12 protein-coding genes are annotated in these 14,070 nt (G+C 35.3%); 9 read left to right on the forward strand and 3 right to left on the reverse strand.

What is annotated here, in order from left to right; all coding sequences use genetic code 11:
* Positions 1-72: 72 nt before the first annotated feature.
* Complete coding sequence (locus A4G25_RS08795) at positions 73-498, reverse strand: pyridoxamine 5'-phosphate oxidase family protein (RefSeq protein ID WP_047133064.1); 426 nt, start codon at positions 496-498, stop codon at positions 73-75.
* Between the two features lie 136 nt (positions 499-634).
* Here A4G25_RS08795 and A4G25_RS08800 point away from each other — a divergent pair, with 136 nt between their 5' ends.
* The 3 genes from A4G25_RS08800 (at position 635) to A4G25_RS08810 (ending at position 4,312) form a co-directional block, all read left to right on the forward strand.
* A complete protein-coding gene (locus A4G25_RS08800; protein ID WP_047133065.1) occupies positions 635-1,816 on the forward strand; it encodes a glycerate kinase in 1,182 nt (393 codons plus the stop codon).
* A 515-nt stretch (positions 1,817-2,331) separates the two neighbouring features.
* Positions 2,332-3,765, forward strand: coding sequence for a YhgE/Pip family protein (locus A4G25_RS08805; protein ID WP_047133066.1), 1,434 nt, complete (start codon positions 2,332-2,334; stop codon positions 3,763-3,765).
* Between the two features lie 88 nt (positions 3,766-3,853).
* A complete protein-coding gene (locus tag A4G25_RS08810) occupies positions 3,854-4,312 on the forward strand; it encodes a MarR family winged helix-turn-helix transcriptional regulator (protein WP_047133067.1) in 459 nt (152 codons plus the stop codon).
* Positions 4,313-4,377: 65 nt separating this feature from the next.
* Here A4G25_RS08810 and A4G25_RS08815 read toward each other — a convergent pair whose 3' ends face one another.
* Positions 4,378-4,944, reverse strand: a complete 567-nt coding sequence (locus tag A4G25_RS08815) for a TetR/AcrR family transcriptional regulator (protein ID WP_047133068.1) — start codon at positions 4,942-4,944, stop codon at positions 4,378-4,380.
* A 142-nt stretch (positions 4,945-5,086) separates the two neighbouring features.
* Between A4G25_RS08815 and A4G25_RS08820 the strand changes: the two genes are divergently transcribed.
* Together A4G25_RS08820 and A4G25_RS08825 are read left to right on the forward strand one after the other, a co-directional pair.
* Positions 5,087-6,088 (forward strand): NADP-dependent oxidoreductase, encoded by a 1,002-nt coding sequence (locus A4G25_RS08820; RefSeq protein WP_047133087.1) that lies wholly within the window; start codon positions 5,087-5,089, stop codon positions 6,086-6,088.
* Positions 6,089-6,134: 46 nt separating this feature from the next.
* Positions 6,135-6,998 carry an oxidoreductase gene (locus A4G25_RS08825; protein ID WP_047133069.1) on the forward strand — a complete coding sequence of 288 codons (864 nt, stop codon included), beginning with the start codon at positions 6,135-6,137 and terminating at the stop codon, positions 6,996-6,998.
* A gap of 82 nt (positions 6,999-7,080) precedes the next feature.
* On the opposite strand, the gene A4G25_RS08830 is transcribed toward A4G25_RS08825, so the two are convergent.
* A complete protein-coding gene (locus A4G25_RS08830; protein WP_052766789.1) occupies positions 7,081-7,935 on the reverse strand; it encodes a CPBP family intramembrane glutamic endopeptidase in 855 nt (284 codons plus the stop codon).
* Between the two features lie 288 nt (positions 7,936-8,223).
* Here A4G25_RS08830 and mqo point away from each other — a divergent pair, with 288 nt between their 5' ends.
* The 4 genes from mqo (at position 8,224) to A4G25_RS08850 (ending at position 13,930) form a co-directional block, all read left to right on the forward strand.
* The gene (mqo, locus tag A4G25_RS08835) at positions 8,224-9,711 is read left to right on the forward strand and encodes a malate dehydrogenase (quinone) (RefSeq protein ID WP_047133070.1); all 1,488 of its coding nucleotides are present in this window, start codon (positions 8,224-8,226) and stop codon (positions 9,709-9,711) included.
* Between the two features lie 365 nt (positions 9,712-10,076).
* Entirely contained in the window at positions 10,077-11,525 is a 1,449-nt protein-coding gene (locus A4G25_RS08840; protein WP_237340484.1) for an AbgT family transporter, read from the forward strand.
* A 93-nt stretch (positions 11,526-11,618) separates the two neighbouring features.
* Positions 11,619-12,773 (forward strand): M20 metallopeptidase family protein, encoded by a 1,155-nt coding sequence (locus tag A4G25_RS08845; protein WP_047133072.1) that lies wholly within the window; start codon positions 11,619-11,621, stop codon positions 12,771-12,773.
* Positions 12,774-13,105: 332 nt separating this feature from the next.
* Positions 13,106-13,930 carry a hypothetical protein gene (locus tag A4G25_RS08850; protein ID WP_047133073.1) on the forward strand — a complete coding sequence of 275 codons (825 nt, stop codon included), beginning with the start codon at positions 13,106-13,108 and terminating at the stop codon, positions 13,928-13,930.
* Positions 13,931-14,070 lie beyond the last annotated feature (140 nt).

Raw genomic sequence — 14,070 nt, forward strand, 5'->3', positions numbered from 1 at the left:
AACTTCTGCTCAAAAATCGAGCAGAAGTTTTTGTGTTAAAAGACCATTTCCCAGGAAATGATCCTTTAAATATTAATCGAATTCTACTAATTGCGGTCCATCTTCAGAATCACTGTTCATTAATTTGATTGAAGTTGGAACAGCTCTGATGACACATAATTTAGGATCTGATTTTGATTGAAAGAATGATTTGTCTTGTTCTTCCCAAATCCAATCAATAACATCAGGGTCTTCAGTCACCTCTAAGTTAGCATAAATTTCTAGGAAACTATGATTCTTAGTATCATCATAACCAAGTAAGATATGCGCAATTGGGTTCTTTTCAATTTCTTCTATCTTCAAAGAGTCTCTGCTTGTTTTAGTATAAAGGTCAAATTCTTGATCGTAGAAAATCATATATCGACTATCAGGAACATTGTCTTGTGAAGTGGATAATACACCAATACGAGATGCTTTCATAATTTCTTTGATTTTTTTCAATACTACTTCTCTATCCATTTAACCTCACCTCTCTTTAAATATTTACCCGTTTCAAATTATATTAAAGAGAATTATAGAAAATTAGTATTTTGTTTTGATGTAAAATGTAAAACAAATATAATGGAGTTAAGAAAACGTAAATGAGGGTGAGTGCATGAGAGTTAAAAAAATAGTAATTGCTCCAGATTCATTTAAGGAAAGTTTGTCAGCAGCAGAAGCAGGACGAGCATTGCAAATGGGTTTAAGTGCAGTGCTTCCTGAATCAGTCGATTATGATATTGTACCAATGGCAGATGGCGGTGAAGGTACGATGCAGTCACTGCACTCTGCACTTGGTGGCGATTATCAAAAGATCAAAGTGGATAATGCCCTGGGTGAAGAGATAAGTGCTCAATATTCTTATGTGTTCAATCAAAATACAGCAATCATCGAATTGGCTGAAGCTTCAGGACTAGAACGAATCTTTGAAAAGGACCGAAATCCTTTATTAACTTCTACTTTCGGAACAGGACAGATCATTCAAGATGCATTAGATAAGGGTGCTGAAAAAATCATTTTAGGTATTGGAGGCAGTGCGACGAATGATGGCGGCACAGGTATGCTGCGTGCATTAGGTGTGAGATTTTTCGATGAAAATGAAGAAGCATTACCTGGCGGCGGTGCATCTTTAAAACGTTTAAATCGAATTGATACAAGTGAAATGGACCCACGTATTAAAGATGTGGAATTTGAAATTGTTTGTGATGTAGATAATCCGTTATTAGGTGAACGCGGCGCTACTAAAACATATGGTGTACAAAAAGGCGCTTCTGAAACAGATTTGGAAACGCTAGAAGCAGCGCTTACGCAATACCGTGATGTATTAGAGCAAACCTTTAATCATGATTATTCTGAAGTACCCGGTGCAGGAGCAGCAGGCGGCACAGGAATAGCATTACTCGCTTTCTTTTCAGCAGCACTTACACGTGGTATTGATGTTGTACTTAAAGAAACAAAATTAGAAGAAAGATTAAAAAACGCAGATTTATGTATTACTGGAGAAGGTAAGATAGACACGCAGACGATTTATGGTAAAACGCCGATTGGTGTGGCAGAAGCAGCTAAACGTCGTGGCGTGCCTGTTGTAGCAGTCTGCGGCGTAGTGGGCGAAGATTATGAAATCGTACATGATTATGGTATTTCTTATGTTTTTTCACTCGTAGGCAGAGACGATAAAAATAAGCAGGCAGATAAACCTTCTAAAAAAGAAATTTCAGATGCAATAGAAAACGGATTTAGTCATATGGTGGAAAAGGGCAGAGAAATTGGTGAATGGCTTCAAGATAAATCATTATAAATTGTAATGAGATTCGATAGAGAAATAATTTTCAGAAGTAAAAGGCAGATTTTCTTAATGATAAATGAAAATCTGCCTTTTTGTTTCATAAAGTAGATTTCAATAAACTAAGATAAACAATTTTTGAAAAAGAACTCATCTGCATATGCACCCTCAATAACTTTACAGAAGAAATTGATAACAAGAAATACATTTACCAGAAAGTCATCTTTACAAAAAAATAATCTTTTAAAAGGCTATAAATGTAACCGTTTCACTCTTTGTTATATAAGTGTTTTATCATTTTAACGTTACTTCCTTCATCAAAAAACTTCTAAAAAAATGAAATTTTTCTGTTGACGAATGCTTTTTAACGGTTTATTATTGTAAATCGTACACAGGGTGTACTATTAAAAAAACGACTTTAATAAAGCATCACACGACGTATAAAGAAGTTACGATTACACGCAAACGCGTATCATAATGTCTGGTTGTACAATGGGTGTACTTTTAGGAAAGTAAGGAGAGAGTAGAAAATGTTTAATGAGTTTAAATTAATGAAAAACAATAAAATGTTGATTGTGGCATTAATTGCAATCGGATTATTGCCGCTTATTTATGTAGCGTTATTTGTGGGATCAATTTGGGATCCATATGATAAAACAGATAATTTGAAAATCTCGATTGTAAACCAAGATAAATCAGCAACGTTCCAAGACAAAAAATTAACCATCGGAGATGACTTGGTTGATAAATTAAAAGATAATAAAAAATTCACATTCCAAGAAGTCTCTAAAGAAACAGCAAGAAAGCAATTGAAAAATGGTAAATCATTAGGAACTATCATTATTCCTGAGAATACGTCAAAAAATGCAACAACATTATTAGATGAACACCCCAAAAAAATTCATTTAGAAACACAAGTCAACCCTGGTTCTAGTTTTACAGGAAGTCAAGCAGCACAAAAAGCAATTGATACTGTAACAAAAACAATGCAAAATAATGTGCGTGAAGAATATTTAGGTGAATTATTCAAAGCAAATAAACAATCTAAACAAGGTTATACTGATACTTCAAATGCATTAGGTCAAATGTCTGATGCAGAAGGACAATTAATTGATGGTAATAACCAAGTAACTGATGGATTGAAACAAATGGCACCGATGGCTGGCGCACAAGGGCAACAGTTACTGCAAGGTAATGAGAAAGTAACAAGCGGCTTACAAGAATTACAGCAAAATAATAATCAATTGAAATCAAAAATTGATGATGCAGTTCAAAAACAAACAGATATGCATTTCGAAAAAGCAAATAAAAAAGCATTAAATGATATTGAAGATGTTGATCAAAATAATATTACAAAAGCAGACCATTACGGTGAAACAGTATTGCCTTATATGGCTTCTGTAGGTTTATTCGTAGGTGCGGTATCATTCGCAGCGATTTATCCGCTTACTAAAACAATGAACCCTGAAACAAGACCTTGGAAACAAATACTAGGTAAAATATTACTTTACGTAATACAAGGTACTTTTGCAGCAATCTTAATGAGTTTATGGGTTATCTTCGGACTCGGCTTAGATATTGAAAATATGGGTCACTTCTTATTAGTGGGTATTTTCTGGAGTATTGCGGCATTGTCTCTTACTTCACTCTTAGTGTTGTTCTTAGACCGTGTCGGACTCTTCTTAGCAATGCTTGTACTTGTATTGCAATTGAGTTCAAGTGAAGGTATGTTCCCGATTGAGATGTCAGCGGCATTCTTCCGCTTTATCCATCCATTCTCACCAATGTCATATGCCATTCAAGGTTTCCGTGAAGCAATCTTCACAAATGCAGGACACTTCAGTTTCGGATTTGTAATGATTGCACTTGGCAGTATTGCAGTCGTTTCAATGTTATTGCAATATTTAACATTGATTTGGTTTAACAAACGCGGCAAACCGCTAATCCAAATGAGTTTCAATTAAAAGCAAGCAATATATCTGGATGTAACTAAAGTAGGACACGATAAACTGTTATACTAGGATTAGTGATAAATTGAATGGAGGCATAGTCATGACATATGATATGCAAGAAGCGCTGACGCGTTTCGACCTCATTTTGATGAGTATAAACAAGACGATTTCAGAATTGCTGCAAGAAACGGGTTTGGAATACACAATTTCGCGCGAACAAATGGAAGCACTCATTATTATACGCACTTGCCGTCAAGTTACAGTGAATGAATTAGCTGAGAAGCAAGGCATTTTTAAGACTGCTGCTTCTAAACGCATTAATAAATTAGAAAAACTAGGATTGGTAAAACGTGTAGAGAGTGAAAATAAACGTATTAAATTGATGCATTTGACAGAAGAAGGCACAAGATTTTTAGATGAAGTAAAACGAAAGTTATCGAGTGTTGTTGAAGAAAGTTTAAATGGTTTATTTTCAATAGAAGAAATTAATGACTTCGTCAGCAAATTAGAGGATATCGAAAAGGCTTTAAAAAGCAGAAAAAGATATATACACGATTGATTATGATAGGTATTAGAAATAAAGCAGCTGAAGCGCTTATGGGAGAGAGCGTTTCAGCTGCTTTTTTATTTGATACCTAATAAATAATTTAAATATTGGTGGGCTTGTTCAAAAGAGATTTCAGGATGATACAGTGTCCAATCTATTACAAGAATGGTCGTATTACTGAAATGCTGAGCGAGCAACTCAGGGGGTAATCCGCCATTTGTATTATGGATACAATTTTCAATTTTAATACTGATAGTGTTTTTCAAGTAACTCATAAATTCTCTGATTAGCTGCTGTGTTTTTGTGTTGTATTTTAAAATGTCTTCTACTTCTGAACGATGCGTTTCCAATAAATCATATAATTGTGTGAAAGTCAGTGAAACTAATTCAGGAGAAGTGTGTTTGGAATTCGGATCGAGTTCGATTTTTTGTGATATTAAATCGAAGCAGTAGTGAACCAAATCATATTTATCATAAAAATAATTATAAAATGTTGCTCGCGGGTAATTACTACTATCGCATATATCTTTAGTCGTCATGTCTTCAAGTGATTGAGTTTGAAGCAAAGTCAGCGTAGCATTCGCAAAATCATGCAATGTTCTTTGTACATGACGTTTATGTAATTTGTCTGAACTGATTTTCAAGAAACGCACCTCGCTTAATTTATACAATTTTAGATAAGTGTCTAAATTTTTGCAAATGAATAATCATGTATATTGTAACTTTTTGAAAACGACCTTACAATAAAAATAATCAGGAAGCGGAGTGATAGAAATGGCTGAAATGATGAAAGCAATGGCTGTTGATAAATACGGTAATAATCCGGTTCATATGGAAGATATCCCAGTTCCTGAAATCGGACCTGAAGATGTTCTAGTACGCGTGAAAGCTGCTAGTGTGAATCCAATTGATTTCAAAACGCGAAATGGAGATATGAAAGTATTAGTTAAACATAAATTTCCGCTTGTTTTAGGCAATGACTTTGCAGGCGTTATTGAAAAAGTCGGTAAAGACGTCACTGATTATAAGGAAGGCGATAAAGTATACGGCCGTCCGTCTAAAGGGGAAATGGGGACGTTCGCACAATATTTTGCGATTGATCAGCATGAAATTGCGCCTATGCCTACCAATTTGAACTTTGTGGAAGCAGCCAGTATTCCTTTAGTCGGATTGACGTCTTATCAAGCATTACATGAAGTGATGGATTTGAAAAAAGGTGACAAATTATTAGTACAAGCTGGTTCAGGCGGTGTCGGCACGTTTGCAATTCAACTTGCCAAAGTGATGGAGTTGTACGTGGCAACGACAGTAAGTGATAAAGGCGAAGCACTTGTTAAAGACTTAGGTGCAGATGAAATTATTAATTATAAAAAACAAAACTTCTGGGATATTTTATCTGGCTATGATGGTGTGTTTAATCTGATTCCAGGTAAAGATTTAGATGAAGCTTTTACGATTTTAAAACGTGGCGGTACTATTGCTTCATTAGTAGGACCACCGACAAATCAATTTGCAGATGAAGTGCATTTAAATCCAATTAAACGTTTAGGCGTTTGGTATATGTCTCGCAATGTTCGTAAGTTAATGAAAAAATACGATGTATATTATGAATTTTTCTTAATGCATCCAAGCGAAGAACAATTACGTGTAATTGGGAACTTGATAGAAGAACATAAGATAAAACCAGTAATTGATAAAGTATTTCCATTCCACGAAACACAACAAGCTTTAGAGTACTCAGAAAAAGGACATGTTAAAGGTAAAGTTGTAGTAAAAGTTGAAGATTAAGACTGCGAGCAGTCTAATGTCTTTTTAAAGAAAGTAGGTAAAAATAATGAATGAAGTTGTTTTAATAACAGGTGCATCATCAGGTATGGGCCAAGCAACAGCGGAACGATTGAATAAACATGGTTATAAAGTGTATGCTGCAGCACGTCGCACAGATCGCATGGCTGATATGCAGGCGCAAGGAATTCAAACAAGATATGTAGACTTAACAAAAGATGAGTCTATGGTGAAATTAGTAGAAGATGTCATTGCAGAAGAAGGGCATATTGATGTACTCATTAATAATGCAGGCTATGGTTCATTCGGTGCCGTTGAAGACGTACCGCTTGCTGATGCAAAACGTCAATTTGAAGTAAACTTATTTGGTATGGGACGTATGACACAATTGGTCTTGCCATATATGCGTGCGCAACATTCCGGTAAAATTGTAAATGTTTCATCTATGGGCGGTAAAATCAATGAACCGCTTGGCTCTTGGTACCACTCAGCTAAATTTGCAGTAGAAGGCTTAAGTGATAGCATGAGATTAGAATTAAAGCCCTTTGGTATTGATGTGATTATTATTGAACCTGGTTTGATTCAAACTGAGTGGGAAGGTATTAGCGCAAAAAGTTTGCTTAAAACTTCAGGGGATACAGCTTACAGCAAAATGGCACATCAAATGGCAAACATATTAGATGGCGGTGCACCTGCATCTAAGCCGGAAGTGATTGCTAAGCTGACTGAACGTGCCATTGAAGCAAAACATCCTAAAACACGTTATGCTGGCGGTATGGGAGCTAAACCGCTTATTTTCTTAAAATGGGCACTTCCTGATAAAGCATTTGATGCATTATGGATGGGTGTATTGAAATTACAAGGTAACAGCAACCAAGATATTGCTGAGAAGAAAGCACAAAAAGAAATATAAATGAATAAAATAAATGGTAGAGTGAAGTGCAGCAGAAATCTAAAAAATTAAGTGTTCTGTGCTTCCACTCTACCATTTTCTTTTACACAAACATTAATAAGAAGATGATCGCAATACTTGCTGAAGCATTGTTCAGCATATGAACGATATAGCTGTCCCAAATATTGCGTTTGCGGTTATAAGCCATATAAAAGCCAACTCCCATGCCTCCATATAAGAAAAAGATAATTATATTATTAGGCATATGATTAAGCGAGAAGATAGCTGAAGAAATCAACATCGGCCACCAGAAAGATAACTTTCTGAAAATCGTTTCTTTGAAGATGCCGCGGAAAGTCAATTCTTCAAAATAAGGTGCAATAAACGAGATATGTATCAAGAAAATTGCAAGAGCGATAACAACCATCGGATCACTGAAGTCCGTTAACTTGTTGATTTGTCTCATTAGCGTTCGATCATTAGCTGTGGAATCTTCTTTAAAGATACCAGTTGCAGCAATCATGCATAATGTTGTCCATACACGTATGCCGATAAAGAAAAGTACATCGATTCCGACATCTTTAAGATGAATTGCTTTCATACGTTCATAGCCCCGTTTGCGATAATACCAAGTAATTAACCAAGCCATAAGACTTGAAGCAACGATGTAAAGTAATATAAGAATACTAAAAACTATCGGACTATCACCGTTGAAAAAAGAAACATAACCCGCAACGCTACCTGCAATAGCAGTAGGGATTTGTGTAGCTATCATAAAGCCGAGAAATATCAGTATGTTAACAACGATATTCCCTTTAGGTGATAAATTTCGAGATGCGCCTGGTTGTGCTTGATGCGGGCGGCGGATGAGTTGATAACGGCGTCTTGGTGGTTGAGAGGTATATTCTGAATCTAGGGTGTTTGAGTCATGAAGCGGATGATTTGTTCGTTCTGACATAATTGAACCTCCTTAAGATAATTGAATTATGCATATTTTAACATAAGAATATTAACTCAATATGAAATAACGAAATTTTAAACATCTGATGACTAAGTGATTGACAGTGTTATTATTTAAGTTTTATTATAGTAAATGTACAAGGTTGCGCTCTTATTTTTTGAATGTCACATGCATACAAACGCTTTATTTTTAATGGGGTTAGATATGCTCTACAATGGGGTTGAAAAGAGAAGTGGAGTTGCTTACAACAAGTTCAATTATAAATTTAAGGAAGGTGGTTTTAAAATGAGTCAGTCAGAATCAAAAAACGTCATTTTAATCGGTGCTGGGGTTTTAAGCACAACATTCGGTTCATTTTTAAAAGAAATTCAACCAGACTGGAATATCAAACTATTTGAACGTTTAGATGGACCAGCGTTAGAAAGTTCATATGATACAAGTAATGCAGGTACTGGGCATGCTGCATTATGTGAGTTGAACTACACAGTTGAACAACCAGATGGTTCAGTTGATGTAGAAAAAGCTAAAGAAATAAACGAAGAATTTGAAATCTCAAAACAGTTTTGGGCGCACTTAGTAAAAACAAATGCGATATCAAATCCACGTGAGTTTATCACACCACTTCCCCATATTAGTTTCGTACAAGGTATCCGTAATGTTCAATTCTTGCAAAAACGTTATAATGCATTAAAAGATTTACCAATGTTCAAAGGGATTGAATTTACACAAGACCGTGAAAAATTAGCGGAATGGATGCCGTTAATGATGAAAGACCGCAAAGAAAATATTGCGATTGCAGCAAGTAAAATTGATGAGGGTACAGATGTTAACTTTGGTGAGTTAACTCGTAAACTTGCGAAAAACTTGGAATCACATGATAATGCTGAATTGAATTACAATCATGAAGTTATCGGTTTCCAACAACTTGGAGATAAAAAATGGGAAGTCGAAGTACGCAACTTAAATGATAATACAGTCTCTACACATGTTGCAGATTATATTTTCATCGGTGCCGGCGGTGCAGCAATTCCATTACTTCAAAAAACAAAAATCGAAGAAAGCAAAAACTTGGGCGGTTTCCCAATCAGCGGTGCTTTCTTAGTATGTAAAAATCCAGAAGTCGTAAAAGAACATGATGCGAAAGCGTATGGCAAAGAGCCGCCAAATACACCACCGATGACAGTACCACACTTAGACCGTCGTTATGTTCGTGGTGAAAAAAGTTTGTTATTCGGACCATTCGCAGCAATCGGTCCTAAGTTCTTGAAACATGGTTCTAACTTAGACTTGTTCCGTTCATTAAACAAAGACAATATTTTAACAATGACTTCAGCAGGTATGAAGAACTTATCATTAGTGAAATATTCTATCCAACAATTAATGATGAAAAAAGAAGATCGTATGAAAGAATTGCGTCGCTTTGTTCCTAGTGCTAAAGATGAGGATTGGGAATTACACATTGCTGGTAAACGTGTTCAAGTTATTAAAGATACTCCAGAATTCGGTAAAGGATTTATTCAATTCGGTACAGAAGTGGTGCATTCTAAAGACCATACAGTTGTAGCAATGTTAGGTGAATCACCGGGAGCATCAACATCTGTATCCGTAGCACTTGATATTATAGAACAAAACTTCCCTGATTACGTTGAAGCTTGGACTCCAAAAATTCAAGAAATGGTGCCATCATATGGTCAATCATTAATTGAAGATACAGCTTTATTAAATAAAGTACGTGAAGATTCAGCAAAAGCTTTAGAACTAAATGAAAAATAAATAGAAGTTATGAAGGCAGAAATCCAATGAAGATTTCTGCCTTTTTTTACATTTGAAATGAATTTTATAATGGCTAATAAAATGTTTAAGTTAATCGCTTGAAGCTCTGAAGTTAATTGATTTAATGCTAGAAAATCCGAGTGTTTCAATAGGTCAACCTTATGGACTTACCTTTTCCTATTCCCTTGAATTCTGCTTTTAATCTTTATAATCACAATTTTCAGAATTATTTGCACAATACAATAAATTATCGATATACTGGTTTCAACTCACATCTTTTAGGGGGAGATGCGTATGTCTGAATCAAAAAGAAAAAAGGGTTTGTTGACAGGTCGCTTGATATTATCGAAAAGTCAGGAAATAAATTGCCGGATCCTGTAGCTATTTTCATTTCACTCTGTGTCATTATTTTAATTGCATCATTTATCACAGGTTCATTAGGTGTGAAAGCAAAGAATCCGGCAGATGGAAAAGTAGTTGAGGCTGTTAATTTATTGACGCCTAGTGGTATTGCGAAGATGATTTCTGAAGCGGTTAATAACTTTGCGGAATTTCCGCCGTTAGGACTTGTACTTGTCGTTATGCTTGGGGTAGGTATTGCTGAAAAGACAGGTTATTTTGAGACGGTTATGAAATATACTATTGAAAAAGCACCAAAGAAAATTATTGTACCTGTTATTATTTTAGTCGGCATTTTAGGTAATGCAGCTGGGGACGCTGCGCCGATTGTCTTACCGCCGATTGCTGCAATGATTTTTATTAAATTAGGATACCATCCGATTGCAGGTCTTGTAATGGCGTATGCTTCTGCACTTGGCGGGTTTTCAGCCAGTCTGGTTATTGGGATGACAGATGCACTCGTCGTTTCATTTACAGAACCAGCCGCAAAACTTGTGAGTGACTCTGTACACGTTAATGCTGCTATGAACTATTATTTTTTATGTGCATCTACTTTACTCTTATTAATTGTTGCTTGGTTTGTAACGGTGAAAATCGTCATTCCACGTTTTGGGCATTATGAAAATGCTGTTGAAGAAGAGGAAGATGACATTACTAAACAAGAACGTCGTGCTATGTTGTTTGCAAATATCGGCATGCTTATTGTTTTAATTGTGATTGCAGCTTTAGCTATTCCAGAAAATGGAATTTTACGTAATGCAAAGACAGGAAGTTTAATTGATGACTCGCCACTCATGAATGGTATTGTACCTCTTATTACAATATTGTTCTTGGTACCTGGATTGATTTATGGTTTTGTGGCTAAAACAATGCGTACTACACGTCAATTTGCCGAAATGTTAGGGGATGCAATGAGCACGATGGGACCATTCATTGTTATTGTATTCTTCGCTGCTCAGATGCTTGCATATTTCACTTGGAGCAACCTTGGAACAATTATGGCAATCAAAGGGGCAGAAGCGCTTAAAGGTGCAAATGGAGTCGTCTTAATACTAGGCGTTCTCATTCTTTCTGCAGGCATTAATATGCTGATGGGAAGTGCTTCGGCTAAATGGGCAATACTTGCGCCGATACTGGTGCCAATGCTTATGTTGTTAGGTTACCATCCAGCTTTTACACAGGTAATTTATCGTGTTGGTGATTCTATCACAAATCCTATTACACCTATGATGCCGTATCTTCCGTTACTTTTATCCTTTGCACAACGTTATCAGAAGGATATCGGTCTTGGAACACTTATCGCTGCGCTTATGCCATACTCTGTTGCGTTCGGAATCTTTTGGACATTACTTCTGATCGTATGGTACTTGCTAGGTATTCCAGTTGGTCCAGGAGGTCCGATTCATTTACCTTAAAGGTTTATTGAGGAGAAATTAATACTAACAAGAACATTTAATATTAAAACAAGATAAGAGGTATTGAATTTTCATCATAAGGGGGACGACATTATGAATTATGAACAGTATAAAGATACTATTATCGCTTATCGTAGACACTTGCACGAACATCCTGAAGTATCTTTTAAAGAATATGAAACAGCAGAATTTATTCGTTCAAAATTAAGAGAAATGAAAAATTGCGAAATAGTTGAACTGACAGAAACGAGCACAGTTGCTGTATTCAATGAAGGACAAGGTAAGAAAATCGGTTTACGTGCTGATATTGATGCTTTGCCAGTAACAGAGCAACGAGATGAATTCGAATTTATTTCTCAGAATGAAGGAGTCATGCATGCTTGTGGCCATGATGGGCATACTGCGGTATTACTAGGTGCTGCACACTACTTTAATGATTATATAGAAACAATTCCTAATGAAGTACACTGTATTTTTCAACATGCTGAAGAGCTGATTCCAGGCGGTGCACGTGAAATGGTAGCAACTGGCTATTTTGATGATTTTGATTTCATCTATGGGCATCATTTATGGACACAGTTGGAACTTGGATTAATAGATATTAAAGAAGGACCGGCAAGTGCTAACTCTGATATATATCATATTACAATAAAAGGGAGAGGCGGACATTCTAGTATGCCGGAAAAAGCAATTGATTCTCTTGTGTTAGGAGCACAATTTGTAAATGCACTGCAAACAATTGTATCTCGCCAAGTATACCCATTTGATCCAGTTGTTGTTTCGAATACAATTTTTCAAGCTGGAACATTTGGAGCAGAAAATGTAATTGCAGATAAGGTAGAATTAGGCGGGTCTGTCCGTACTACAACTGAAGAAAATAGAAAGTTAGTCATGGATCAAATGGAGCGTTTATTGAAAACGACTTGTGATAGTGTAGGTGCTGCGTATGAGCTGGATTACCTTGTTGGTTATGACAGTGTCTATAATGACCCAGAACAAACACGCTGGGTAAAACAATTAGCTGAAACCTATTTCCCAGGAAAAGTAGTCACAAGAGATCCGATGATGGGCGGAGAAGATTTTAGTGCTTTTTCAAACATTGTACCAAGTGCATATGCGTTTATTGGCGCAGGACAAGCTGAAGGGGAATACGACAGGCCCCATCATCACCCGAGGTTTGCTTTGAATGAAGAAGCATTTGAAATGGCTTTTGATATGTTTACAGAAGTAGCGAAGCATTATAAATAAGTAGCCAACAAATAAACGAGAGTGAGCTCAGTGATAAGTTCACTCTCGTTTGATGTGTTTCTTAAAAGCTGCTATTTATATTGACAATCAGTATTGTGACAGTATTAATCAAACCAATAACAAAACAAAGCAATATTCTAACAAGTTACATATAAATTGTTAGAATATTGTGTTAATATAGAGTTATAACTTTAATGATTATCTAATAAAGAAAATGGTCCTCAATAAACAATTGTTGAGGATTTTATATTATCTTTTCGTTAAATCTAATGACTTTGCTTACAATGGTTATATTTTACCGTTGAAAAATAAAATATTTGGGGGAAACAGCTATGAAAGTAACAAAACTATTAATGTTTGTAAGCATGATTGCCGTTTTACTTTTAGCGGGATGTCAAAGCCAAGAGGATAAGGAAAAAGAGTTTAGAAAGCAGACAAACATTTATCTCGAAAAATTAACAAAAGAGATAGATAAAACAGATAATACCAGTGAGGAAGAATTGTCGGATTATAAAAAGACGGTTGCTAAGACAGATAAAGCAAATAAGAAAATCAAAAAAGATTTTAAGGATTATAAAGATTCCTTTGATAAAGATGCTTTAGATAATAAGAAAAATAAGAAAATTTATACAGGGGTTAGTAATATCACAGAACTGTATATAAACTTATACGATAATTTAAATAAAATTTCTAAAGCTAAAGATGTAGATACAATAAAATTTTCAAAGCATGCTTTGAATGACTTCTATATCACTTATTTTGCTCAAGCTAACCAAATCGACAATTTACAAGATGCAAAAGCAGAAAAATCTTTAAACAAAGATGTATATAGTCATTTTGAAGATACAGTGTTAAAAGGATATCAAGACTTACCACAAGTTATTGGTTCATATATTATGATGCAAGGTCATGGACAAGATCTTGATAAGAAGGATGTACCGAAATATGACATGACTAAGTATGCAAAGTATAAAAATAATGATGATACAAAAACAGTTTCAGCCAAAAAGTATAATGATTTAGCTGATAAAGTGAATAAGGAATTAGATGACGACTCACAAGTACCTCACATTCATAAAAGCGTGAATGAGTTTGTCTATAAAATTTTACAAGGTAAGTACGATGTATTGAAAGAAAAAGAAAGACAGGGTTATTAAAATATTTAAGAAGGTTACTGAAGAAGATTGGATTGTTACCCAGTCTTCTTTTTAAGTTTTTAGGCGATAATCCTCAATATATAATCAATAGTAAATATTTTGAGAATAGCAGTTGAATGTATGTTATTGATATCATAAAA

It is taken from the genome of Staphylococcus condimenti (assembly GCF_001618885.1).
Taxonomy (GTDB): Bacteria; Bacillota; Bacilli; order Staphylococcales; family Staphylococcaceae; genus Staphylococcus; species Staphylococcus condimenti.